Annotated in this window: 22 protein-coding genes; 13 read left to right on the forward strand and 9 right to left on the reverse strand. The window is 57.6% G+C overall.

Annotated features, from left to right (window positions below):
* Positions 1–145: 145 nt before the first annotated feature.
* The 13 genes from cpaB to pdeM all read left to right on the forward strand — a co-directional run bounded on the left by cpaB (position 146) and on the right by pdeM (position 14760).
* Positions 146–1054, forward strand: a complete 909-nt coding sequence (gene cpaB / locus ACR0IP_RS09910) for a Flp pilus assembly protein CpaB (RefSeq protein ID WP_170719414.1) — start codon at positions 146–148, stop codon at positions 1052–1054.
* Between the two features lie 193 nt (positions 1055–1247).
* Positions 1248–2654, forward strand: coding sequence for a type II and III secretion system protein family protein (locus ACR0IP_RS09915; protein WP_170691138.1), 1407 nt, complete (start codon positions 1248–1250; stop codon positions 2652–2654).
* Positions 2655–2671: 17 nt separating this feature from the next.
* On the forward strand, positions 2672–3301 hold the full coding sequence (locus ACR0IP_RS09920) for an OmpA family protein (protein WP_170377845.1): 630 nt from the start codon (positions 2672–2674) through the stop codon (positions 3299–3301).
* Between the two features lie 199 nt (positions 3302–3500).
* Complete coding sequence (locus ACR0IP_RS09925; protein ID WP_170691136.1) at positions 3501–4736, forward strand: AAA family ATPase; 1236 nt, start codon at positions 3501–3503, stop codon at positions 4734–4736.
* A 24-nt stretch (positions 4737–4760) separates the two neighbouring features.
* On the forward strand, positions 4761–6191 hold the full coding sequence (locus ACR0IP_RS09930; protein ID WP_170377841.1) for a TadA family conjugal transfer-associated ATPase: 1431 nt from the start codon (positions 4761–4763) through the stop codon (positions 6189–6191).
* Between the two features lie 11 nt (positions 6192–6202).
* Positions 6203–7171: a type II secretion system F family protein gene (locus ACR0IP_RS09935; protein WP_170377839.1), complete on the forward strand. Its 969-nt coding sequence runs from the start codon at positions 6203–6205 to the stop codon at positions 7169–7171.
* 10 nt (positions 7172–7181) lie between these two features.
* Positions 7182–8156 carry a type II secretion system F family protein gene (locus ACR0IP_RS09940; RefSeq protein WP_170691135.1) on the forward strand — a complete coding sequence of 325 codons (975 nt, stop codon included), beginning with the start codon at positions 7182–7184 and terminating at the stop codon, positions 8154–8156.
* A 10-nt stretch (positions 8157–8166) separates the two neighbouring features.
* On the forward strand, positions 8167–8748 hold the full coding sequence (locus tag ACR0IP_RS09945) for a tetratricopeptide repeat protein (protein ID WP_480525300.1): 582 nt from the start codon (positions 8167–8169) through the stop codon (positions 8746–8748).
* Between the two features lie 30 nt (positions 8749–8778).
* Positions 8779–9630 (forward strand): tetratricopeptide repeat protein, encoded by an 852-nt coding sequence (locus tag ACR0IP_RS09950; RefSeq protein WP_170377835.1) that lies wholly within the window; start codon positions 8779–8781, stop codon positions 9628–9630.
* A 3-nt stretch (positions 9631–9633) separates the two neighbouring features.
* Entirely contained in the window at positions 9634–10179 is a 546-nt protein-coding gene (locus ACR0IP_RS09955) for a prepilin peptidase (protein WP_480525302.1), read from the forward strand.
* Between the two features lie 117 nt (positions 10180–10296).
* A complete protein-coding gene (locus ACR0IP_RS09960) occupies positions 10297–11604 on the forward strand; it encodes an ATPase (RefSeq protein ID WP_170377831.1) in 1308 nt (435 codons plus the stop codon).
* Between the two features lie 40 nt (positions 11605–11644).
* Positions 11645–14056: a ligase-associated DNA damage response DEXH box helicase gene (locus ACR0IP_RS09965; protein ID WP_480525304.1), complete on the forward strand. Its 2412-nt coding sequence runs from the start codon at positions 11645–11647 to the stop codon at positions 14054–14056.
* Positions 14057–14097: 41 nt separating this feature from the next.
* On the forward strand, positions 14098–14760 hold the full coding sequence (gene pdeM, locus ACR0IP_RS09970) for a ligase-associated DNA damage response endonuclease PdeM (protein WP_170377827.1): 663 nt from the start codon (positions 14098–14100) through the stop codon (positions 14758–14760).
* 24 nt (positions 14761–14784) lie between these two features.
* Here the strand turns inward: pdeM and ACR0IP_RS09975 are convergent, their stop codons facing one another.
* From ACR0IP_RS09975 to pal, 9 genes are all read right to left on the reverse strand, one after another.
* Positions 14785–15423: a LytTR family DNA-binding domain-containing protein gene (locus ACR0IP_RS09975; RefSeq protein ID WP_425083875.1), complete on the reverse strand. Its 639-nt coding sequence runs from the start codon at positions 15421–15423 to the stop codon at positions 14785–14787.
* A 317-nt stretch (positions 15424–15740) separates the two neighbouring features.
* On the reverse strand, positions 15741–16631 hold the full coding sequence (folD, locus tag ACR0IP_RS09980; RefSeq protein ID WP_170377823.1) for a bifunctional methylenetetrahydrofolate dehydrogenase/methenyltetrahydrofolate cyclohydrolase FolD: 891 nt from the start codon (positions 16629–16631) through the stop codon (positions 15741–15743).
* 51 nt (positions 16632–16682) lie between these two features.
* Positions 16683–16988, reverse strand: coding sequence for a chorismate mutase (locus tag ACR0IP_RS09985; RefSeq protein ID WP_170377821.1), 306 nt, complete (start codon positions 16986–16988; stop codon positions 16683–16685).
* A 60-nt stretch (positions 16989–17048) separates the two neighbouring features.
* Positions 17049–18725: a formate--tetrahydrofolate ligase gene (locus ACR0IP_RS09990; RefSeq protein ID WP_170377819.1), complete on the reverse strand. Its 1677-nt coding sequence runs from the start codon at positions 18723–18725 to the stop codon at positions 17049–17051.
* A 165-nt stretch (positions 18726–18890) separates the two neighbouring features.
* Complete coding sequence (locus tag ACR0IP_RS09995; protein ID WP_170691131.1) at positions 18891–19466, reverse strand: MOSC domain-containing protein; 576 nt, start codon at positions 19464–19466, stop codon at positions 18891–18893.
* Positions 19467–19560: 94 nt separating this feature from the next.
* Entirely contained in the window at positions 19561–21477 is a 1917-nt protein-coding gene (gene ftsH, locus ACR0IP_RS10000) for an ATP-dependent zinc metalloprotease FtsH (RefSeq protein WP_170639309.1), read from the reverse strand.
* A gap of 76 nt (positions 21478–21553) precedes the next feature.
* Positions 21554–22813 carry a tRNA lysidine(34) synthetase TilS gene (gene tilS / locus ACR0IP_RS10005; RefSeq protein ID WP_480525307.1) on the reverse strand — a complete coding sequence of 420 codons (1260 nt, stop codon included), beginning with the start codon at positions 22811–22813 and terminating at the stop codon, positions 21554–21556.
* Positions 22804–23628 carry a tol-pal system protein YbgF gene (ybgF, locus tag ACR0IP_RS10010; protein ID WP_170691129.1) on the reverse strand — a complete coding sequence of 275 codons (825 nt, stop codon included), beginning with the start codon at positions 23626–23628 and terminating at the stop codon, positions 22804–22806. Before ybgF ends, tilS begins: the two co-directional genes overlap by 10 nt.
* Before the next feature lie 4 nt (positions 23629–23632).
* A complete protein-coding gene (pal, locus tag ACR0IP_RS10015; RefSeq protein WP_170462258.1) occupies positions 23633–24139 on the reverse strand; it encodes a peptidoglycan-associated lipoprotein Pal in 507 nt (168 codons plus the stop codon).
* Positions 24140–24215: the final 76 nt, after the last annotated feature.

The raw sequence follows: 24215 nt of genomic DNA on the forward strand, positions 1-24215 counted from the left end.
TACGGGCGTGTCCCGACCTCAAAAATCTGCACGAAAAGTCTGATTTGTCCCACATTTCGACACAATTAGCCTTTACCCATACAATGAACAAATTTGATCCTCTGGCTTTTGGAAGCAAAGCCAGACAGAAATATGAGGTGGATGTATGCGAGCGGTATTCGGACTTGTCCTTATTGTTGGGCTAGCTCTGGCTGGCGGCGCTGTCTACATGGCGCGGAACTATATCGCTGCCTATCAGGACGAACTCGCCCGTGAGCGACAAGCTGCGGCAGCAGCGTTAGAGGCAGCTGCAGCAGAAAACGCGGCTATCGAAGTGATTCCAACCGTAAGTGTCGTTGTATCAAACCGAACCCTGAAATACGGAGAGCGTCTGGTAGAAGACGACGTGCGCGTCGTTGATTGGCCAGAAAACGCGATCCCAGAAGGCAGCTTCACCGATCTGGCTGTTCTGTTCCCTGAGGCTGCTGGTAAAGACCGTTTTGTTCTTCGCACGATGGAAAAAGACGAAGCACTAATGGAAGTTAAAGTCACCCAACCCGGCGAAGGGGCAGGTCTAACGTCTCAATTGGACAAAGGCATGCGCGCTTTCGCGATTCGGGTTGACGTGGCTTCGGGCGTTTCCGGCTTCTTGCGCCCTGGGGACTTTGTCGACGTCTACTGGACCGGTTCGCGTCGCGGGACTACCGCCGAAGCGAACGGCGAGATCACTCGCTTGATTCAGCCCCGAGTTGAACTGATCGCCATTGACCAAATCGCAGGCACAGATGTAACCGGAACGACCATCGCGCGTACGATTACGGTTGCGGTCACACGTGAACAGGTTGCAGTGCTCACTCAGGCGCAGAACACAGGTCGCCTTACGCTTGCCCTTGTCGGAATCGAAGACGAAACCGTGTCATCCGAAGTTATTGAGATCGACCAACGCGCTTTGCTCGGGGTTGTCGAGGAAGAAGCTGCCCCGGTCCCAGAACGCGTAGAACAACCGGTGTGTAAAACTCGAATCCGTCGCGGCGGCAGTGACATAGCAGATGATGTAATCGCCTGCACAAACTGACGCCTATTCAGGACCTTACACCTGCTGAGCCGCGCGTTAAGCGCGGCTCTTTTCATTCTTATGTTGCCAATTGCCCACATAAGGAAACTTCCGGAAACCCTTGATTATTGCAATAAATTCCGTTTTCGCGCAGAGTTTCGCCTATAGGGCATAAGACCCATAAAAACGAGGCGTGATCGGAGAGGCAGGTCACATGAAAATACGTTCCTGGATCAGCGCAACCCTGCTGGGGTTGTCGCTCGTTGTAAGCCCAGTCGGCGATGCCGCTTGGGCCGAAACTCTTCGCGTGGTGAAGAAGGGCACAGTGGAAACGCTGGAAGTACCTGTAAACCGCGCGATTGTTGTTGAAAGTGAAGAGCCGTTTGCCGAACTGAGTATCGCGAATGCCGGCATTGCCGACATCTCGTCGCTTTCAGATCGCACGATTTATGTTTTGGGTAAGGCGCCCGGTCTGACAACGCTGACTCTGTTCGATGGCGCAGGTATGCTTCTGGCCAATGTTAGAGTTCGCGTAGCTCCAGACATTACAGAATTCAAAGAGCGCCTGCGGCAGATTCTGCCTAATGAACAAATCGAAGTGCGCACAGCCAATGATGGAATCGTTTTGTCCGGGACAGTCTCGGGCTCAGCCAAACTTGCGCGTGCTTTGGAACTGGCGGAACGCTATGCCCCGGATCGGGTGTCAAACCTGATGTCGGTTGGCGGCGTTCAGCAAGTCATGCTGAAGGTGCGCTTTGCGGAAATGAACCGCTCGGTTGCGAAAAACCTGTCGACATCGCTTGGCTTTGGCGGCGGTGACGTTACAGCGGGTTTCAACACCCTCAACACTCAGGGTGCGTTGAGTAATGCTCTGGCGAACAACATTCCGATTTCGCAATCCAATACTGGTGCAATTCTGTTCGGTTTTGGCGCCGGATCAACGCAAGTGCGACTGCTGATTGAAGCCCTTGAAACCAAGGGATTGGCACGTACTCTGGCAGAACCAAACTTGTCCGCCCTTTCGGGTCAGCAGGCGACCTTCCTCGCCGGTGGTGAAGTCCCGATTCCGGTTCCTCAGGATGACGGTGTTGTCGCCATCGAATACCGTGCGTTCGGTGTTGAAATCGATTTCATTCCGCGCGTGGTCGACGGTGATCTTATCAACTTGGAACTTGGTACAGCAGTATCGAGCATTGATGAGTCTTCGGACTTTACGATCAACGGCGATTCGGTCCCAAGCTTCATTACCCGCCAGACCTCAACAACAATTGAGCTGCGCGACGGTGAAAGCTTTGCAATCGCGGGCCTCATTCAGGATGACTTCGCAGATCTGAGCAATCAGGTGCCATGGTTGGGCGACGTTCCTGTTCTGGGCACCTTGTTCCGGAGCGCTCAATACCAGCGTGAACAGAGTGAGTTGGTTATTATCATCACTGCGCATCTGGTCACGCCAACCCGTGGGGAAACACTTGCTTTGCCGACAGATCGAGTAAAACCCCCCAGCGAGTTTGACCTGTTTATCAACGGTCGCGTCGCTCGGACCGAGCGCGCAGGCGCAGGTGGCGCATCAGAAGTGGCCAAGCAAGATTTTGGCAGCTCCTATGGCTATATTCTGGATTGATGAGGAGGTTAGGACCAATGAAAACGTTGATACTCACCTTAGGTCTTTCGGTCGCAGTTACCGCATGTACACGCGAAGCCGGGTATGAAATTGATGCGGGTACCTTTGGCAATGCGACGCTGAATAACTCACAGGTCATGAACGGCGAACTGACATACGCTCAGATTCTGAGCCGTCGGTTCGCCTCTGAAGTGCCTAGCCAGGTGAACTTTGCCTTCAACAGCTCACAACTGGATGCATCGGCCCAGCGAATTCTGTTGCAGCAGGCGGATTGGATCAAACAATTCCCCGAAGCACGTTTTCGTGTTTATGGCCACACGGACGCAGTTGGCTCCGCCAGCTACAACAAGAGCCTTGGCTTGCGTCGGGCACAGGCTGTTGTGTCCTTCTTTGCCCAACAGGGAATCTCGCGGTCTCGACTAGAGGCGGTGGTTTCTTTCGGCAAAACGCGTCCGCTGGTTGCAACAACGAATCGCGACCGCCGGAATCGCCGGACGGTGACCGAGGTTTCGGGCTTTGTGGATCGCGTACCGCAGACGCTGGATGGCAAGTACGCCGATATCATCTACCGCGAATACGTCGAAAGCGCGACTTCGATATCAGCTATCCAAGAGGTCGAAGCCACAGGCGGCGACAGTGGTGGATAATCCCATCTGAACGGGCGACATCGTCGCCCGTTTCCCTACAATTGGTTCTTTTGCGCCAAATTCTCGCCCAACTTCCAAGCAACATTGTGAACAATAGGGTGACCTGCGGGCAAAATTGACCGCATTGGGGCGACAGCAAATCTACCCGAGCGTACACGTTCGCATGAAATGCCAAGCCCTCTCTACGAGGATTGTGTATATGAGTAGCGCGACGCCGCAAGACAACGACTCGGGAATTCTGGCCTGCACTATCAGCCGGGATGTCCAGAACTTTGATCTATTGATCGAAGACATGGAAACCATTCTGGGTGAACGTTGGGGCGATCTTGGCTTTGCCGAAGCTCTCGCGTTTTTCAGCCAACCCGAAGCGGAAACACTGGAATTCGTTGCCCTGGCCATTGATGGTGAAGATGAAGACAACCTCTCGCTGATGGGCGAAATCATCACCCAGGCAAAAGACAAGAAGATCAAAGTGGTGCTTATTGCCGAGGACGTGACCCCCGCCTCGCTACACCAGCTTCTGCGCAAAGGCGCGGATGAGTTCGTCCCCTACCCGCTTCCCGAAGGCGAACTGAGCGAAGCGATCGAGCGTATGAACAAGCCCGATCCTGTCGTTGCAGCACAAGCAGCCGCTGCCTCTCTGACCAGTGGCGAATCAAAAGAAGGCGCTCTGTTCGTTGTACAAGGTTTGGCGGGCGGCGTTGGTTCCACGACACTGGCTGTGAATCTGGCTTGGGAACTTGCCACGATCTCGGACAAGGACGCGCCTTCTGTATGTCTGATCGACCTGGATCTGCAATACGGCACGGTCTCGACCTATCTGGACCTGCCACGCCGTGAAACCGTTTTCGAGATGCTGTCCGATACAGCGTCAATGGATGATGAGGTCTTCTCGCAAGCCCTTCAAAGCTATGAAGAAAAAATGCAGGTTTTGACTGCTCCATCCGATATGGTGCCGTTGGATCTGATCACGCCCGAAGACATCCAGCGCGTGATAGATACGGCGCGCAAACATTTCGACTATGTGATCGTGGACATGCCCAAGACATTGGTTTTGTGGTCAGAAACCGTTCTTCAAGCTGCACATGTCTATTTCGCCATGATCGAGTTGGACATGCGCTCGGCTCAGAACGCATTGCGTCTGAAACGCGCCTTGCAGGCCGAAGAGCTGCCGTTCAACAAATTGCGCTTCGCCCTAAATCGGGCCCCCAAGTTCACCGATCTAAACGGCAAGGGGCGCATCAAACGTATGGGCGAAAGCCTCGGAATTTCAATCGACCTGCAATTGCCCGATGGGGGCAAGCCGGTGATGCAAAGCGGCGATCATGGCCTGCCATTGGCCAGTTCAGCCGCTAAAAACCCGCTGCGCCGCGAAATTGCAAAGCTAGCAAAATCGCTCCACAGCCTCGGCAGCAACGACGCCGAGGCCGCATAACACAACCCCAAGGGAAGAGCCGCCATGTTTTCCAGATATAAGAAAGCGTCTGATGCGCAGCCGGTCGAGACTCCGGCCAAAGCGCCCGAAGCGGCCCCTGCAGCGCCAACGGCAACAGCTGTTGCACGCAAGCCCGTTCAGAAGAAAGCTGGCGAGGTTACGAGCGCCGACCGCGACCGCAAACGGAAAGAGCGCCTGAGTGAGATCAAGATTGAACTGCACCGGGAGCTACTTGAAAACCTGAACCTCGCCGCCCTTGAAAACGCGGGTGAGGCCGAGCTTCGCACCGAGATCAGCGCTATCGCCAGCGAGGTTCTGGAAGCCAAAAGCATCGTTTTGAACCGAGACGATCGCACTCAGCTGAACAAAGAGCTTTATGACGAGGTCACAGGCCTCGGCCCGCTTGAAACCTTGCTGCGCGACGAAACGGTCAACGATATTCTAGTGAACGGCCCGCAACAGATTTTTGTCGAACGTGCGGGTAAACTGGAACTCAGCGACATTACATTCAAAGACGAAAAACACCTGATGCGGATCATCGACAAAATCGTGTCCGCTGTGGGTCGTCGTGTTGATGAATCCAACCCTTATGTTGACGCCCGTCTGGCCGATGGCTCGCGTTTCAACGCGATGGTCCCTCCGATCGCTGTTGATGGCTCGCTGGTCTCGATTCGTAAGTTCAAAAAAGACAAGCTAGGTATCGATGATCTGGTCAATTTCGGTGCGTTCACCGAAGAAATGGCCGCCTATCTTCAAGCCGCCGTTTCGACACGCCTGAATATCATCGTCTCGGGCGGTACGGGTTCCGGTAAAACCACCACTCTGAACGCGCTTTCGAGCTTTATTGACGACGCTGAACGTATCTTGACCATCGAGGATACGGCGGAACTTCAACTGCAGCAGACTCACGTTGGCCGTATGGAAAGCCGTCCGCCAAACGTTGAGGGAAAAGGTGAGGTCAGCCCCCGCGACTGTCTGAAAAACGCCCTGCGGATGCGTCCCGACCGCATCATCGTGGGTGAGACTCGTGGCGCCGAGGTGATCGACATGCTGCAGGCCATGAACACCGGCCACGACGGCTCGATGACCACAATCCACGCAAACTCGGCAAGGGATGGTATCTCGCGTCTCGAGAACATGATCGCGATGGCGGGGATCGAAATGCCGATCAAGGCGGTTCGCAGCCAGATCTCAAGCGCTGTGAACCTGATCGTGCAGGCCAGTCGTTTGCAGGATGGCTCGCGTCGCATGACCTCGATCACCGAAATTACCGGGATGGAAGGCGATGTGATTTCGATGCAAGAAATCTTTCGTTTCCAACGCGTTGGCTTGACACCCGATAACAAAATCATTGGTCATTTCACCGCCACTGGCGTGCGCAGCCACTATTCCGAGCGCTTCCGCCTGTGGGGCTTTGACCTGCCCTCGTCCATCTACGACCCAACCACAATGTAGGAGATTACGACATGCAATTGCCTATGGAGGCTCTCATCTATGTCGCCATCTTCGTGGGTGTCCTTGCCCTGGTAGAAGGCATCTATCTTGTGGCGTTCGGCAAATCCATCAGCCTGAACAGCCGGGTCAACCGTCGTCTGGACATGCTCGACAAGGGCGCGGGCCGCGAGCAAGTTCTGGAACAGCTGCGCAAGGAAATGCAGCAGCATATGAAAACGCAGAGCATCCCTCTGTATTCGCTACTTGCTGACAAGGCCCAAAAGGCTGCCATCGCGTTTACGCCAAGACAACTGATCATGATCATGGGTCTTGTTTCGGCCGCGGCTTTTGTAGCTCTCAGCATTGGTACGGCAACCGACACGGTCTTGCGTACGGCGATTTCAATTGCCATCGGCGTCGGTGCTGTTTTCATGTGGGTCAGCAGAAAAGCCAATAAACGCATGAGCATGATCGAAGAGCAGCTTCCCGATGCGGTCGAGCTGATGGTCCGCTCGCTGCGTGTCGGCAACCCTTTTGTATCTTCGGTTCAGATCGCGGCGAACGAGGTTCAGGATCCCCTTGGGACCGAACTGGGCATCATCGCAGATGAATGCGCCTATGGTCGAGATGTGGGCGAAGCGCTCAAAGACATGGCCGAGCGCTTGGACATGCAGGATTTGCGCTTTCTCGCGGTCGCGGTCGGTATTCAGCAACAGTCAGGTGGTAACCTGGCTGAAATTTTGGCCGGCCTGGCACAGGTGATCCGCGCCCGTTTCCGCTTGTTCCGCCGGGTCAAGGCAATCACCGCCGAGGCGCAATGGTCCGGAAAGTTCCTGTCGGGATTCCCAGTAGCGTGCCTCGTCTTCATTCTGGTCAAAGACCCCGGCTATTATGACGAAGTACTGGATCACCCTTGGTTCATTCCGCTGTGTTTCTTTGTCGGCATCATGCTGACACTGAACCTGATCGTCATGAAGATCATTACCAACATCAAGGTTTGAGGTCAGTTCAATGGAATTCCTAACCTCCATCAACAACGTCCTAACGCAACACCTTGGTGAGTTCGGTCCCCTGATCGTCGTTGGTGTTCTTGGTTTTGTTCTTATCGCCGTAGCCGTTCTTCTGATGCTGAATCAGCCCGAAGATCCCCTGAAAAAGCTGCAACGCAGTACGACGGCTCCGCGGAAAGAGAAAAAACCCAAAAAAGACCAACTGCGAAACGGCGGGCGAAACGAGCAACTCGAGAAATTCGCCACCTTTCTAGAGCCCAAAAGTGAAGAGGAGCTTTCCGCCGTTCAATTGACGATGCGGCAGGCTGGATACCAGTCGAAAGATGCCGTTCGTTTCTATCACTTTGCGCAGTTCGCGCTTGGCATATTAGGCATTTTGTTCGGAGTGCTGTGGGTAACAGTGTTCTCGGGCGGTCAGGAATTCACTGGAACTCAATTGTTGATCCGCGTTCTGATCCCCGGCGCGATTGGCTACTACATCCCCAAATATTGGATCACACGCCGCGTTGAGGAGCGGAAACAGGCCATCACAGCGGCCTTTCCGGACACGTTGGACTTGATGTTGGTCTGTGTCGAAGCTGGCCAATCCCTGGATCAGGCTATCGTTCGAGTAGCGTCGGAAATGAAAAGCTCCTACCCCGAGATTTCTCAGGAATTCGAGGTTGTGGCATACGAGATGAAAGCCGGTAAAGACAAAGACACAGTCCTGCGTGATTTCGGAACCCGCTGCGGTGTTCAAGATGTAAGGGCGTTTGTGACCGTGATGATCCAGTCGGCGACATTCGGTACCTCCATCGCCGAAGCCCTGCGGGTTTATGCCGGTGAAATGCGTGACAAACGCGTGATGCGCGCGGAAGAAGCGGCTAACAAGTTGCCTACCAAGATGACTCTGGTCACAATGATGCTGACGGTACCGCCGCTGCTGGTTATTCTGGTCGGACCGTCTGCAGGTGTCATTGCGGAATTCGGAAAGTGAAGTAGCTTCGATGCAACTAGAAAAAGGCTGTGCCTTGCGTAGGCTTCGCCGAAGTTTTCGGGCCATCATGGTTTTCGCCATGGTGGCCTCTTGCACGGAAGGGAGCCTGTCGGATGACTTCGACGCGCCGGGTATAGATCCGACGGGACAAGCCGAAGACAACATCACCGTTGGAAACCGCCTGATGGCCGCTGGAGAGTATGAGTTGGCCCTCGACAGCTTTACCCGCGCCGCGCTGGAACAGGGGATGACGCCGCAGGTTCTGACCTCATTGGGGACCGCAAATCTGGGGCTGCGTCGGTTGGGGCAGGCCGAGACCCTTCTACGCCGCGCGGTCGAGGATGACACGGACTGGCCCATCGCCTGGAACAATTTGGGTGTTCTACTGATGGAAACCCGACAATACCCCGAAGCAGAACAGGTGTTTCGCCGGGCCTTTGCGTTGGACAATGGCGAAAGTGACGCAATCCGCGACAATCTTCGCTTAGCTATCGCAAAAATGGAAAATCCTGTTAATACTATTGACCAAGAACAAGAATATACGCTGGAGCAGCTAGGCGACGGGCAATTTTCGCTACGCAAAATCCAGTAATCGAGGCAAGAGCAGTAAAAGGACGCAAAAATGCGCCAACAATTCTTGATTCCGTCACTCGTGGTCACTGGGTTGATCCTGTCCGCCTGTGCAAAAGAAACCGAAGAGGAAAAGGTCGAACGTACATTTCAGGAGGTGAACGTCATTGACGAAACCAACCTGAACGACGTGCTTCTGACCGCGGCCGACCCCAACGAGGCGGTCACCTATTTCCACAATGCCGCCGCCAAAAACCCCGACCGGATCGACCTGCAGCGCGGGCTTGCGATCTCGCTGGGTCGCGCCAAACGCTCGACCGAGGCGGCCGCCGCGTGGAAACGCGTGACGACCATGAACGGCGCCAATGCGGCCGACCGGGTCGAATACGCGGATGCGCTGGTGCGCAATGGGGATTGGAACACAGCCCACACCGTTTTGAACTCGGTCCCGCCAACTCATGAGTCGTTCAAGCGCTACCGCCTTGAAGCCGTCGTCGCGGATTCCCGCAAGGAATGGAAACGCGCCGATCACTTCTATGAAACGGCCGTGGGCCTGACCACGCGCCCCGGTGGGGTTATGAACAACTGGGGCTATTCCAAGCTGACCCGTGGACAATATGCCGAGGCCGAACGCCTGTTCACCGAAGCCGTCCGCCAGGACAAGAGCCTGTTTACAGCCAAGAACAATCTGGTTCTGGCCCGGTCGGCGCAGGGGAATTACAGCCTGCCGGTGGTGCCCATGACACAGGTTGAACGCGCCCGGCTGTTGAACACGATGGCGATTTCCGCGGTGAAACAAGGGGATACGACAACCGGCAAGAACCTCCTCCGCGAGGCGATTGCGACCCATCCCCAGCATTTCGATGAAGCCGTCCGCTCGCTTCGCGCGCTCGAGGAAAGCTGACGCATGGCGATACCGGCCTATGTGGCAGCATGGTTTCTACCCTTTGTGCTGCCGATCTGCTTTTACGTCGCCTTCACGGATATGCGTGAAATGAAGATCAAGAACCACGCCGTCACGGCGCTGGTTCTGGTCTATATCTTGGTTGGGCTGTTTGTGCTGCCTCCGTGGTCGACGGGGCTGATTGGAGGGCAGATCGGCCCTCTTGATATCGCATTGCCTATCTATGTCTGGCAATTCCTGCATATCTTCGTGGTTCTGCTTGCCGGTATCATCCTGAACGCCGCCGGAGCGATGGGCGCCGGCGATGCCAAATTTCTGGCCGCAGCCGCTCCGTTCATCTGGTTCGCAGATATGGTTCTGCTCATGGCTATTTTGATGGCCTGTACTTTGGGGGCGGTAGCGACCCACCGTTTGGCCAAGCACACAAGGCTGCGCACAATTGCCCCACATTGGGATAGTTGGGACAAAGGCAAAAAGTTCCCGATGGGGCTGGCCCTGTCCGGTTCGCTTGCCATGTATCTGATTCTTGGGACTGTTCTCGGATCGTAAACTATCATCTGCGCGCCTTGTCGCTGCCTTGGTCCCGCCACAAAGCTGCGCCAGATTTCACACAACTGGCCCGCTTTGGGGCTTTTGGTGTGACATCAGAACAGACGAGTCCCGCTCATGAATATGCAGACCTCAGCAGTTATGGCGCCCCCTGCCCCGAAGGGCCTGGGTGAAATGCAGCTCCCGCTTGTGATGATGCGGGACATTTTGCTGAAGACGATCTTTCGCAAGAATGCCAGCACCGTGACCGAAGTGGCCGAGGCTATCTGCCTGCCCGGCTCAGTCACGCAGGAACTGATCGACATTGCGCGTGACCAAAAATTGCTTGAAGCCACAGGCACCCTGAACGCCAATAGCGGCAATGAGATGGGATATCAGCTGACCGACGCCGGCAAGGCCCGTGCGTTGGACGCGCTCAGCCAGTCGGAGTATTTCGGTGCGATGCCCGTACCACTGGATGTGTATCGCGAGCAGGTCAAACGCCAGTCGATCCGCAATATTCAGGTCACGCGAGACCAACTGACCAATGCGATGGGCCATCTGGTTTTGCCCGACAGCCTGCTGGATCACCTCGGCCCCGCGGTCAGCGCAGGCCGTTCGATCCTGATGTATGGCCCTCCGGGGAATGGTAAGTCCTCGATCTCGAACGGTATTCGGGATGCTTTGGGTGACAATGTCTATGTCCCCTACGCTATCGAATATGCCGGTCAGGTGATCACCGTTTATGACCCGATCGTACATACCGCGATTGAGCAGGAGCCTGACGACCCCAACAGCCTGCGCCGCCGCAAGCGGTTCGATTCGCGCTATGTTCAGTGCGAGCGCCCAACCGTGGTGACTGGTGGTGAATTGTCGCTGAGCATGCTGGACTTGGTCTACAACCCCACCGCGCGGACCTATCAGGCCCCACTGCAGCTGAAATCGACCGGCGGTATCTTTATCGTGGACGACCTTGGACGACAGGCCGAACCCCCTCAAGCCCTCGTCAACCGCTGGATTGTTCCACTGGAAGAGAACAAGGATATCCTCGGCCTGCAATCGGGTGAAAAGTTCGAGGTTCCCTTCGACACGCTGGTCATCTTCTCGACCAACTTCCACCCGAATGAGATCTTCGACCAAGCGGCCCTGCGCCGGATCTTCTTCAAGATCAAGATTGATGGTCCGAACCAAGAGAACTTCCTGAAGATCTTCGCAATGGTCGCCCGCAAACGCGGCATGCCGCTGGATGAGGCCGCGTTGGTGCATCTTTTGAAGGTGAAATACCCGACCATCGACAACATCTATGCGAACTACCAGCCAATCTTCCTGATCGACCAGATGATCTCGATCTGTGAGTTCGAGGGCATTCCTTATCAGATGAGCCCCGACCTGATCGACCGTGCCTGGGCCAACATGTTCGTCAAAGACGAGAAAATCGTCAAATAACGCCGTGCCATTTCCGGAGTGACAGGGGTAGTCTGCGCACATGACGCAGATTCCCGCCCGGATCGGCACTTGGTTCAACACCAAGGGCTGGACCATCCACCCTCATCAGCAGGACATGTTCGATCGGGCGCAAGACCCGGCCACTTTACTGATTGCGCCAACGGGCGGCGGCAAAACGATGGCGGGGTTTCTGCCCTCATTGGCCGAGTTGGCGGACGGTACACGTGCCGGGTTGCATACTATATACGTCTCGCCCCTCAAGGCCCTTGCAGCAGACATCAAACGGAACCTGCGCACGCCCGTGGAAGAGATTGGCTTGCCCATCCGCATCGAGGACCGCACCGGCGATACCTCGGCCACGCGGAAAAAACGCCAACGCGCCGACCCGCCGCATATCCTACTCACCACGCCTGAGAGTCTGGCTCTGCTGACCTCATATGAGGACGCTCCGCGCATGTTTGATGGGGTGCAGCGCGTGATCGTCGATGAAATCCACGCTTTGGCCGAAAGCAAGCGCGGGGATCAACTTATGCTGGCGCTGGCGCGGCTTCAGACTCTGTGCCCGAACATGCGCCGTGTGGGCTTGTCGGCCACGGTCGAGGACCCTCAGGCCATTGCCCGCTTTCTGGCCCGTCACCCCGATCCGTGTCACATCATTCAAGCCGATCCCGGCCCCGATCCCGATATCGCGATGCTGGAAACTGCCGAGATGCCGCCATGGTCGGGCGGAGGTGCAGCTTATGCGATACCCGCGGTGCTGGACCAAATTCGCCAACACAAGACGACTCTGATCTTCCACAACACCCGCGCGCAGGCCGAGATTTTCTTTCACAATCTGTGGCTTGCAAACGAAGACAGCCTGCCCATTGGAATCCATCACGGCAGTCTTGATCGCCAGCAGCGCGAAAGGGTCGAGGCGGCCATGGTCCGAGGTGATCTGCGCGCCATCGTCTGCACCGGCTCTCTCGATTTAGGCATCGACTGGGGCGATGTTGATCTGGTGATCCAGATCGGCGCGCCCAAGAACGTCAAGCGGCTGGTGCAGCGAATCGGAAGGGCAAATCACCGCTACAACGCGCCGTCCAAAGCCTTGCTGGTACCTGCCAACAGGTTTGAAGTGGTCGAATGCGTGGCCGCCCTTGAGGCCGCAAAAGCCCATGATCTGGACGGAGAGCCGCGCGGCGCAGGCCCCCGAGACGTGCTGTGCCAACATATCCTGATCGCAGCCTCTGCGGGGCCATTCAATGCAGATGCACTGTTTACCGAGATGACCTCGGCCGGGCCGTTCGCGCAATTGACACGGCCCGAGTTTGACGACTGCCTCGATTTCTGCGCGACCGGCGGCTATGCCCTCCGAGCCTACGACCGATGGCAACGGTTGCAGCAACGCGCCGACGGTTTGTGGCAGCTAAGGGACCCCCGCGCTGCAGCCCGAATTCGGATGAACCTCGGCACAATTCAGGACAGCGATACCCTGAAAGTCCGCCTGAAGCGCAACCGGGGCGGTAAGCCATTGGGCGAGGTGGAGGAGGCTTTTGCAGCCACTTTGACCCCCGGCGATACCTTCCTGATCGGCGGTCAGATCGTGCGTTACGAGGGCTTGCGCGAGCTTGTGGTCGAAGTCAGCCGCCGTGCCGACAAGAAGCCCAAAATCGCCACTTTTGCGGGGACAAAGTTCGCCACTTCAACGCGGCTGAGCGACCGAATCCTGCGCATGTTCGCGCAGACCGACTGGCCTCATCTGCCGCAACACACAGCCGACTGGCTGAAGCTACAGCGGCATGTCTCTCGCCTGCCCCAACGCAACCGCCTGTTGGTCGAGAGCTTTCCCAGCGACGGGCGCGAGCATATTTGTGTCTACGGCTTCGCCGGACGCAATGCGCAACAAACCTTGGGCCTACTCCTCACCAAACGCATGGAGGAAACAGGCCTTGCCCCTCTCGGATTTGTTGCGACCGACTACGCGACCCTGATCTGGGGCTTGGATGCAGTGACCGATCCGACGCCTCTGTTTCGGATCGATACGCTGCGCGACGGGTTGGACACATGGCTGGCTGGCAATGCCGTCATGAAGCGCACCTTCCGCGCCTCGGCCACCATCGCAGGCCTGATCGAGCGCAACACTGGCGGGCAACGCAAAAGCGGTCGGCAGGCTACTTTTTCGTCAGATATCCTCTACGACACGCTGCTGAACTACGACCCCGACCACCTTTTGATGCAGATCACCCGCGAAGAGGCCATGCGCGGCCTTGTCGATTTCGGCCGGATCGAGGCGATGGTCGAACGGATTGGCGACCGGATTGATCTGGTTCGACTGGAACGTGTGTCACCTCTCGCCGCACCCTTGTTCCTTGAAGTTGGCAAAGTCCCGGTCAAAGGGGCCGCCGAAGAACGCTTGCTGGCAGAAGAAAGTGCGCGATTGCTGCAGGCGGCCGGGCTGGATACGCTCTAATCAACCTTGCGCGGGCGCGTAAAACGCGCGAAGAACGTTCCATGAACAAGGTTGAGTTTTCCTTTGCAGAGCAGAACCTGAGCGCCCTACCCTCCGGCGCATTGTGGTGGCCTGAGCGGCAATTGCTGTGTGTCTCCGACCTGCATCTCGGCAAGTCCGAACGCATGGCCCGGCGCGGTGGTGCGATCCTGCCGCCTTATGAGAGTCAGGACACGTTGGACAGGCTGGCCAAAGATCTGGAGTTTACGCGGGCCGCAACCGTAATCTGCCTGGGAGACAGCTTTGATGATCTGGATGCCTCCCTGTCGCTTCCCAGCGCCGAGAGGCTGCGCATTGCCACCCTGCAAGCCGGGCGTCGCTGGATCTGGATCGAAGGCAATCACGATCCCGGCCCGGTGGAGCTCGGCGGCACGCATCTGGCCGAGTGGAACTGCGCCACACTCACCTTTCGCCATATCGCGCAGTCCGAGGCAAAAGGCGAGATTTCGGGTCACTATCACCCAAAGGCCACGCTGCGCGCGCGTGGCCGCAGCATTACACGCCCGGCTTTTCTGTTCGATTCAAATCGTCTGATCCTGCCCGCCTTTGGCACCTACACAGGCGGGTTGCGCAGCTCGGATCAGGTTTTGACTGGTCTGATGGGACCGAAGGCATTGGCAATCCTAACGGGCCCTAAACCGCAGATGATCCCAATGCCTCGCTGAGACGGAAGGACGTCGTGCAGCGCCTCAGATCAGGCCGTCCTCTTCCAGCATCGGCCGGTACTTGCGGCTGACCGGAACAAGATCGCCATTGACGAGACGCAGGAAGATCTTGCCTTCGGACCGTTCAACACCCGCTACAGCCTCATCGCACACCCAATGCGACCGGTGCGAGCAATGGCCCGCAACAGGCTCCATCTCGTCTATGGCATCGGTAAAGCGTGAGCGGATCGTAAAGGTCCCCTCAGACGTTACGACGTCCACATTGTGGTCGCGCACGGTCAGGCGGTAGAACTCACCCTGAAAACTCTCGGGCAAACGGCGCGCAAGCCGTGGCATCGGCTTTAGCTCAGGTTCGGCTTCGACCTTGCCATCGTGCCATTCGGCCCGACGCACCAGCAACAGGCCTGTGGCAAACAATATGCCGTAACTGGCAACAGTAGCCATCTCAGGCGCCATATGACCACCCCAGGTGAACAGCAACCACGCCAAAAGCCAGAGGGTCGGAGTGAACATCGCAAGAATCACAACCGCATAGGCCAGATCGCGCGCGGGCAGCTGCTCCAATATCTGATGTCGTTCAATCACATTCCGCGCGGCCCAAATGGCGGCCAAAGCCAACACCATAACGCCGACCCAGAACAGCAAACGCAGGGAAAAAGGCAAATCCGCAGCCAAAAAAGGGGGAAATACGTAGGCCAGCAAAGGCAAGAAAACAACGCCTGCGACCACCCGCTGTGGGGTGCAATGAGAACGCAATAGCGCGAGGTTTAACTTCATACTTACAGAACAGCGGCCCAAGACCCAGTCAGGACATCTTGGACGGTCACGATGTTTACTCGGCAACTGACTGGGAAATAACGGATATCATGAATTGAGGTCCTGTAAAACACAATTCATGCATAGGTTAAGGCGCAGGCCGCTGATCCGGCCCGCGTCTCGCCAGGGTCGGACCGCACAGCGCGGTCCGACGAAGTCGTGGATCAGGCTGAAAGGCCTTCGGGCTCTGGCAGGCCGTTGGCGCGGCAGCACGCAGTCAGAGTGTTGGCCAGTAGGCAGGCGATGGTCATCGGACCCACGCCACCCGGAACCGGAGTGATCGCGCCCGCACGCTCAGCGGCGCTGGCGTAGTCGACGTCTCCGACCAGCTTGTTCTTGCCGTCGCGCTCGATGCGGTTGATGCCCACGTCGATCACGGTCGCGCCTTCTTTGATCCAGTCACCCGGAACCATCTCGGGGCGGCCTACAGCTGCGACAACGATGTCAGCGCGGCGCACGACGTCCGGCAAGTCCTTAGTGCGCGAATGCGCGATGGTTACGGTGCAGCTGTCACCCAGAAGCAGTTGCGCCATCGGCTTGCCCACGATATTCGAGCGGCCAATCACAACTGCATCCATACCCGACAGTGAGCCGTGGTAGTCGCGCAGCATCATCAGGCAGCCCAGAGGGGTGCAGGGAACCATCGATTTCTGGCCGGTGCCCAGCAGGCCAACATTCGAGATGTGGAAGCCATCGACATCCTTGGCCGGATCGATAGAGTTGATCACCAGATCTTCGTTCAGGTGCTTGGGCAGAGGCAGCTGCACCAGAATACCGTGAACCGCAGGATCGTTGTTCAGCTTGTCGATCAGCGCCAGAAGGTCATCTTCCGAGGTGTCGGCGTCCAGCTTGTGCTCGTACGAGTTCATGCCGACCTCAACGGTCTGCTTGCCCTTTGAGCGCACATATACCTGGCTTGCCGGGTCTTCGCCCACCAGAACCACTGCCAGACCGGGCGTGATGCCGTTTTCTTCTTTCAGCTTTGCAACCTGATCGGCCACTTGCGCGCGCACTTTGGCCGCAAAGGCTTTGCCGTCGATAACCTGGGCTACCATCCTGTGATCCCTTCTTTCCAAAAACGGATCGGGCGCAGAGCGCCCGGGTGTTCAGTCGGGTCCAATCACACGCTCTTCGCGGGCAATCGACCAGTCAATCAAAATGCGCCAGAGCTTTTCGGCCAGATCCGGGTCCATCCCCAGCTGATCCGAGCTTGCGCGTACACGTTGCACCACCTCTTCGACACGGTCCGGGATTCGGGCCGGAAGGCCCTCGCCTGGCTTCAACTGCGAGGCGCGATCGATGTATTCCGCGCGCGTCACCAACATCTCAATCAGTTGGCGGTCCAGCTTGTCGATCTGAACGCGCAAGTCCTGCATCGTCTCACAGTCTTGCGGCGGTGTCAGAGTGGGCATCGTGATCTCCTCATGGCCCGGGGTGTAATCCCCGGACCACGAGATGGTTCAAAAATCGGCTTAGAACAAGCCCTCAATCTGACCTTCTTCGTTGAGACGGATTGTCTCAGCGGCAGGTTTGCGCGGCAGACCCGGCATGGTCATGATCTCACCGCAGACAACCACGATGAAGCCGGCACCTGCGGACAGACGAACTTCACGTACCGGAACCGAGTGGCCGGTGGGTGCGCCACGCAGGGTCGGGTCGGTCGAGAACGAGTATTGGGTTTTCGCCATGCAGACCGGCAGGTTGCCATATCCGGCTGCTTCCCATTCCTTCAGCTGGTTGCGGATCTTGTTGTCTGCCAGAACCTCGTCCGCGCGGTAGATGCGCTTGGCGATGGTTTCGACTTTCTCGAACAGAGGCATGTCGTCGGGGTAGATCGGCGCGAAGTTCGCGGTGCCACCTTCAACGATTTCAACAACTTTCTCAGCCAGAGGCGCCGAGCCTTCGGAGCCCAGCTCCCAGTGACGCGACAGTACCGCTTCAACACCGTGCTCGGCGCAGTAGCTCTTGACCGCTTCAACTTCAGCATCTGTGTCGGTGACGAAGTGGTTGATGGCGACAACAACCGGCACACCGAAGGACTTCACGTTCTCGATGTGACGGCCGAGGTTGGCACAGCCAGACTGAACCGCGTCGACGTTTTCGGCACCCAGATCGGCTTTTGCAACGCCGCCGTTCATCTTCATCGCGCGCACGGTGGCGACCAAAACAACGGCCGACGGTGCGATACCGGCTTTGCGGCACTTGATGTTCATGAACTTCTCGGCACCCAGGTCAGCACCGAAACCGGCTTCGGTCACGACATAGTCAGCAACCTTCAGAGCGGTTTTGGTCGCGATGACCGAGTTACAGCCGTGCGCGATATTCGCAAACGGGCCGCCATGGACGAAGGCCGGGTTGTTTTCCAGCGTCTGCACCAGGTTCGGCTGCATTGCGTCCTTCAGCAGAACGGTCATTGCGCCTTCTGCCTTGATGTCGCGGCAGTAAACCGGGGTCTTGTCACGGCGGTAAGCAACGATGATGTCGCCCAGACGCTTTTCCAGGTCTTTCAGGTCGTTTGCAAGGCACAGGATCGCCATAACCTCGGACGCAACGGTGATGTCAAAGCCTGCTTCACGCGGGAAGCCGTTCGACACGCCACCCAACGACGCCGTGATCTGACGCAGAGCACGGTCGTTCATGTCGACCACACGACGCCATGCAACGCGGCGGACGTCGATCTCAGCTTCATTGCCCCAGTAGATGTGGTTGTCGATCATCGCCGATAGCAGCGAGTGCGCCGAAGTGATCGCGTGGAAGTCACCTGTGAAGTGCAGGTTCATTTCTTCCATCGGAACAACCTGAGCGTAACCGCCACCCGCAGCGCCGCCCTTCATGCCGAAGTTCGGGCCAAGCGAAGCTTCACGGATACAGATCATCGCGTTTTTGCCGATGCGGTTCAGGCCATCGCCAAGACCCACGGTGGTGGTGGTCTTGCCTTCACCCGCAGGGGTCGGGTTGATCGCGGTGACCAGGATCAGCTTGCCATCTTCGCGGTCCTGGACCGAGTTGATGAAGTCCTGGCTGACCTTCGCTTTGTCGTGGCCGTAAGGCAGCAGATCGGCAGATTCGATACCGATTTTTGCGCCGATTTCCTGAATCGGCTTCTTGTTCGCTTCGCGAGCGATTTCGATGTCAGATTTGTAGCTCATTGGGCAGGGTCCCTGATTGAATGCCGTGCAAAACCGACGCGTCGCGTCGGTGCTGACAAACCCATACAGTTGCATACCCAAGCAGTGGCTAAGGATTCCGACATATTCGTGCCGCGAAACGGCGTCGCTCAATTTCAAGCGTTTCCAATCGGAAACGAATGAGCGCTATGGCTGCCAGAGCGGCTGATCGGGAACAAACAGCTTCAAACGATCGCCGATATGCAGAGCTCCGGGCCGTTCGACCCATCCCGTGATCCCCCGCCGCCCCTGCGCGGCCGGTTTGAAGGCGGCACCGTAGCCGCTGTGATCCGCCTCAATCTCACGTCCGGGTAGGACACAAGGTGCGTTTTCCATATCGACGGTAATCGTCAAATTCGCCTCGGACCGAAGGCGCGAAGACGGCGGGATATGGGAAAAATCAGGGATGCCCTTCAACACGATCGACGCTCCCAGGTAAGACGGATCAAGATGGTCCAGCTCCATCGCGGCGGCAATCTCCGACAGCTCCTCTGCTGACAGAATCGACACCTGTCGGACATTCCGAATCTCGGTGCCTTTCGGATAGACATTGCTGACACGCACGCATGATGCACGGTTGAGACCCTCGTGCCGTTCGCCTTGCACCCCGTCAAAGCCAAACTCCAACGCCTCAACGGGCTGAGCGCGCAGCGACTGACCGGCCGGGACGCGCCCCAACCAGACGACCTCGGCAGAGAATTCGGTTTCACGCAGGAATGGCATGGGGTTTTCCTTCTGCATCCATCTGCGCGCATAATGACCAGCAGGTGGCGGAAGAAAAGAAAAAACCCGAGGTCTGGACCTCGGGTTTTCGTATTTATGCGGTTGGCTCCGGCTCCATTCCACCTTCGGGTGGAGACTTCTTGGGCTTGGTCTTTGGAATGGCCGTTACGCTGGGCGCACTACCCTGATCCGGGCTGTCGCCCTCGTCATCGCCTTCGGTCGGCGCATCCCCATTCATGACCCGCTTGATCTCGTCGCCGGTGAGGGTTTCGTATTCCAACAGCCCCTGCGCCAGACGCTCCCATTCCTCACTCTTGTCGGTCAGAATCTGGTGGGCGCGCTCATAGCCCTGCTGGATCAGGCGCTTCACCTCTTCCTCGATCAGCTCTTTGGTATGAGCCGAGACCGAGAAACCAGCGGTGTTGCCCGAATACCCCTCATGGGCTTCGGCATAGTCGATATTGCCGACCTTGTCCGACATACCCCAGCGCATCACCATGGCGCGCGCCAACTGGCTGGCCTGCATGATGTCACCGGCCGGACCGTTCGAAACATGGTCTTCACCGTATTTGATGACTTCAGCCGCCTTGCCCGCCATGGTCATGGCCAGCTTTTGCTCACACTCATCACGGTGATAGTTCAGGCGATCCATCTCCGGTAGAGAGACAACCATACCCAGCGCGCCACCGCGCGGAATGATCGTTGCCTTGTAAACCGGGTCGCACATCGGCAGTTCCAGACCAACAACGGCGTGGCCGGCCTCGTGATACGCGGTCTTTTCCTTCTGATCCTGGGTCAGCACCATCGAGCGGCGCTCAGCCCCCATCATCACCTTGTCCTTGGCGTTCTCAAAATCCTCCATGGTGACAAAGCGACGGCCTACACGTGCAGCCATCAGCGCGGCCTCGTTCACAAGGTTCGCCAGATCCGCACCCGAGAAGCCCGGAGTACCGCGCGCGATGATGCGCAAGTCAACATCAGGACCCAGAGGCGTCTTGCGTGCGTGAACGCCCAAGATCTTCTCGCGGCCTTTGATGTCGGGGTTCCCAACGGTCACGTTCCTGTCGAAACGGCCCGGACGCAGCAGAGCCGGGTCCAGAACGTCTTTACGGTTGGTCGCGGCCAGAATGATCACACCTTCGTTGGCCTCGAACCCGTCCATCTCGACCAGCAATTGGTTGAGCGTCTGTTCGCGCTCATCGTTACCACCGCCATAGCCGGCACCACGATGGCGACCCACGGCGTCGATTTCGTCGATAAACACGATACACGGCGCGTTCTTCTTAGCCTGCTCGAACATGTCACGGACACGGCTCGCACCGACACCCACGAACATTTCAACGAAGTCAGAACCCGAGATGGTGAAGAACGGCACACCCGCCTCACCCGCAATCGCACGGGCCAGCAGCGTTTTACCGGTACCCGGAGGGCCAACCAGCAGCGCGCCCTTGGGGATCTTGCCTCCCAGACGGCTGAATTTCTGCGGGTTGCGCAGGAATTCAACGATCTCTTCCAGCTCTTCCTTGGCTTCGTCGATGCCAGCAACATCATCAAAGGTCACGCGGCCGTGCTTTTCAGTCAGCATCTTGGCCTTCGACTTGCCAAAGCCCATCGCGCCGCCTTTGCCGCCACCCTGCATCCGGTTCATGAAGTAGACCCAAACGCCGATCAGCAACAGGAAGGGCAGCAGAGTGATCAGGAACGATTGGAAGCCTGATTGCTGCTGCTTGACCGCTTCGACCGGGATCTGTTCGTCGATCAGCAGTTTCGTAACCTCGGCATCACCGGGTTTGATCGTGGTGTAATTCGCGCCGCTTTGCGTTGTGTAGCGAATTTGCTCACCATCCAGCGTGACGTTCTTGACCTCACCGCTTTGAACGGCGCTGACAAAGTCGGAATAGGTGCGTTCATTCCCCTGAAGTGTTCCGCCCGGTCCGCTGAACAGGTTGAACAGTGCAAGGATCAGCAGGAACAGAACGACCCAGAAGGCGATATTACGAGCGTTGCCCAAGGAAATTCTCCTAAAAGATTTCGGCAGACAAGGACCTGCCGGGTTGCTTCTTAAAATAGAGAGGATTGGCTGAGGTTCAATGCGATAAAAAAGATGCGTGAAACTCAGGCCAATCGGGGGCCAGATCAGCGCGCCAGCCATTGGCGAATCCGGCTAGGGGCGCGGCCTCAAGAGTGTCACCTCTCCAAACCGCTGGGGACGCTTGCAAAGCAAGCCATGGACGCCCCGCGGCACGCCAGTCGGGCAGCATCTGTAAGCCGTTTTCACCAAGAGCCCGAATCTCCGTCCCTGGAATATCGGGGCCAGACAGCACCCAACGCGCGTCCCATGTAGCCGTGATTTTCGCGGTCAGGCCGTCAACCGCGTTGAATTCTCTGCAGATCCACTGTTTTTCTGCCTTTGAAAACAGCAAACAGCCCCCAATTGCGGCGGGACCCCCGTTCAGAATGGCCTGCAACGCCTGATCCACAGTCGATTGGCGCGGCGGGTAGCCGGGGCCCGCGATCCATGAAACAGCGCCAACCAGAACCCTACGCCGGATTTCTTCAGGCAGCGCGGCGAAGCCCTCGCGATCCAGCACAACGGACCCGGCATCGACCGTAGCTACCCGTTGGGCGGAGTCCTGCGCATAGCGTTCTAGCGCCTCACGCGCTTGTGTGAGATTGTCGGCGACACGCGTCAGGGTTTCGGCCGAAATACCAAGCGGTTTTAGATCAGACACGGCCTGCCGCGCTTTGATCCGGTCAAAGCGCGTGTCCTGATTCGAGGGGTCCTCAATCCACTGCGCGCCGATCTCGGTCAAATAGGCCCGCAGCCTGTCTCGAGTGATCCCTAGCATAGGGCGCAACAGGTCGATCCCATCGTGGATTCGACTGCTTGGCATACCCGACAGTCCCGTCACCCCGGCCGAACGGGCCAGTCGCATAAGAAGTGTTTCGGCCTGATCATCCGCCGTATGGCCCAATGCAATGGCGCTGATGTCGTTGCTCTTCGCCCACTCGGTCAGCAAGGCATACCGCGCCTGCCGGGCCTGATCCTGCAGATTGCCTAAGCCATTCCACTCCTGCCACTGCAAAATTTCGTGGGGGATACCTAACGCGGCCGCCTGCTTTGCAACCGTTCGGGCCTCCTCCACCGACTCGGCGCGCAAACCGTGGTCGACCGTGGCGGCGAACAGTTCCACCCCCTCATCCGACGCAATGCGGTGCAAAAGGTGCATCAGGGCAACCGAGTCCCCTCCGCCCGAGACCGCGATGCCCAGACGCTCCGGCAAACGTTCAGGCAACCGGGCGCGCAGATCGGATGTCAGTGTGTCGAGTGGCGGGGTCAAGAACACCCCAAGGAGGCCATTTCCTGCACCGCACTGGTGGCTTGCCCGGAAGCCGGGAAGCGCACGCCAACCTCGGACAAGGTGATACAGGCTTGATCGGTCTGGCCCAAACGACCCAAAGCAGCGCCAAGTTCGAACAGAGCTTCGGGCGCCACAGCTCCTTCGGAATCTCCGGTGAAGCTGGCGAGGAATGCACGTGCGGCTTCGCGCGTATCCCCGAGCCCTTCGAGCGCTTTGCCACGGTTCAAATGCGCCTCGGGAGCAAGCGGGCTGCCGGGATAAGAGGTGTCGAATTGTGCAAACATCGTCGCAGCAGTCTGGAAATCACCATCGGCCAATGCTTGCGACGCATCGTCGAAATCCGCTCGCTCGCCAACGGCCAGCTCGCCCTGGTCCGAAGTGTTCGGCTCCGTCGGCGCGGGTGTTACCGCAGCGGTGGATTCCCCTTCGCCGCCCAAAGTGGAGGTCTCACCCAGTGCCGACAAATCGCCGCCTTCCAGCTCGACCAAGCGGAATTCAAGATCACCGATCCGGTTGGTGCCGTCGGTCACGATATTCTGGACGCGCTGATTCAACTGCTCAGTCTGACGGGTCAGGCGCTGCAACTCGGCCTCAATCGCATCCACACGTTCAAGGATCGAGCTGCCAGACAGGTTGGGCGCAGGAGAGCCAGTGGTCGAAAACTCACGTTTCAAGCGCTGTATCTCGACATACAGCACTGTCAACTCCTGCCGGATATCCGCCAGGGTCTGCTGATCCTGCGCTTGCGCGACGCCTGCTGTTGCCACAACTGCGGCCAGAACCCATCCTGCAACTCTCATCGTCTTACCCCAAGGTTGAACCGGTCAGCACCGTAACCGCGCGGCGGTTTTTGGAATAACAGTCCTCGGTGCTGCAAATCTCGATCGGGCGTTCTTTGCCGAAGCTGACCGTCGTCAGACGATTGCCTGCGACCCCACGCGAAATCAGGTATTCACGCGCCGCATTGGCCCGACGTGCGCCCAGCGCAAGGTTGTATTCCCGCGTGCCCTGCTCATCCGCGTGACCTTCGATGGTTGCCACGTAATCAGGGTTGGCCAGCAGCCATTCCGCCTGCCCTTGTAAAACGGTCTGCGCCTGCGGCGACAGGGTGGACTGATCAACCGCGAACAGAACACGATCCCCGACCGTCTGCTGGAAATAGGCGGGCGAGCGCGGATCACTAGGAGAGCCAGCGACAATCGAGCCGCTACCACCAGCGCCGCTGCCACCCAAAGCCGAAGGATCATTGTTGGTACAGGCCGCGACCACGCTTAGCGCGCCCAAGGCCAGGATTTTGCCCAATACGTTCATCTCAAGTGCCTCGTTGTTTTGTTTGTTGCCGCCTGTCTATCACAGCGACTGTTTCTTGTGAACTTTGCCTCGCATT

The sequence above is a fragment of the Ruegeria sp. AL11 genome (genome assembly GCF_056540865.1).

What these genes read in the sequence shown, in the direction of transcription:
- ACR0IP_RS09935 (WP_170377839.1), top strand. Translation starts at nt 6,203, where the DNA reads ATGCAATTGCCTATGGAGGCTCTCATCTATGTCGCCATCTTCGTGGGT.
- ACR0IP_RS09925 (WP_170691136.1), top strand. Translation starts at nt 3,501, where the DNA reads ATGAGTAGCGCGACGCCGCAAGACAACGACTCGGGAATTCTGGCCTGC.
- ACR0IP_RS09960 (WP_170377831.1), top strand. Translation starts at nt 10,297, where the DNA reads ATGAATATGCAGACCTCAGCAGTTATGGCGCCCCCTGCCCCGAAGGGC.
- folD (WP_170377823.1), bottom strand. Translation starts at nt 16,631, where the DNA reads ATGGTAGCCCAGGTTATCGACGGCAAAGCCTTTGCGGCCAAAGTGCGC.
- ACR0IP_RS09940 (WP_170691135.1), top strand. Translation starts at nt 7,182, where the DNA reads ATGGAATTCCTAACCTCCATCAACAACGTCCTAACGCAACACCTTGGT.
- ACR0IP_RS09965 (WP_480525304.1), top strand. Translation starts at nt 11,645, where the DNA reads ATGACGCAGATTCCCGCCCGGATCGGCACTTGGTTCAACACCAAGGGC.
- ACR0IP_RS09985 (WP_170377821.1), bottom strand. Translation starts at nt 16,988, where the DNA reads ATGCCCACTCTGACACCGCCGCAAGACTGTGAGACGATGCAGGACTTG.
- pal (WP_170462258.1), bottom strand. Translation starts at nt 24,139, where the DNA reads ATGAACGTATTGGGCAAAATCCTGGCCTTGGGCGCGCTAAGCGTGGTC.
- ACR0IP_RS09915 (WP_170691138.1), top strand. Translation starts at nt 1,248, where the DNA reads ATGAAAATACGTTCCTGGATCAGCGCAACCCTGCTGGGGTTGTCGCTC.
- ACR0IP_RS09920 (WP_170377845.1), top strand. Translation starts at nt 2,672, where the DNA reads ATGAAAACGTTGATACTCACCTTAGGTCTTTCGGTCGCAGTTACCGCA.
- ACR0IP_RS09990 (WP_170377819.1), bottom strand. Translation starts at nt 18,725, where the DNA reads ATGAGCTACAAATCTGACATCGAAATCGCTCGCGAAGCGAACAAGAAG.
- ACR0IP_RS09930 (WP_170377841.1), top strand. Translation starts at nt 4,761, where the DNA reads ATGTTTTCCAGATATAAGAAAGCGTCTGATGCGCAGCCGGTCGAGACT.
- cpaB (WP_170719414.1), top strand. Translation starts at nt 146, where the DNA reads ATGCGAGCGGTATTCGGACTTGTCCTTATTGTTGGGCTAGCTCTGGCT.
- pdeM (WP_170377827.1), top strand. Translation starts at nt 14,098, where the DNA reads ATGAACAAGGTTGAGTTTTCCTTTGCAGAGCAGAACCTGAGCGCCCTA.
- ybgF (WP_170691129.1), bottom strand. Translation starts at nt 23,628, where the DNA reads ATGAGAGTTGCAGGATGGGTTCTGGCCGCAGTTGTGGCAACAGCAGGC.
- ACR0IP_RS09995 (WP_170691131.1), bottom strand. Translation starts at nt 19,466, where the DNA reads ATGCCATTCCTGCGTGAAACCGAATTCTCTGCCGAGGTCGTCTGGTTG.
- ACR0IP_RS09950 (WP_170377835.1), top strand. Translation starts at nt 8,779, where the DNA reads ATGCGCCAACAATTCTTGATTCCGTCACTCGTGGTCACTGGGTTGATC.
- ACR0IP_RS09955 (WP_480525302.1), top strand. Translation starts at nt 9,634, where the DNA reads ATGGCGATACCGGCCTATGTGGCAGCATGGTTTCTACCCTTTGTGCTG.
- ACR0IP_RS09945 (WP_480525300.1), top strand. Translation starts at nt 8,167, where the DNA reads ATGCAACTAGAAAAAGGCTGTGCCTTGCGTAGGCTTCGCCGAAGTTTT.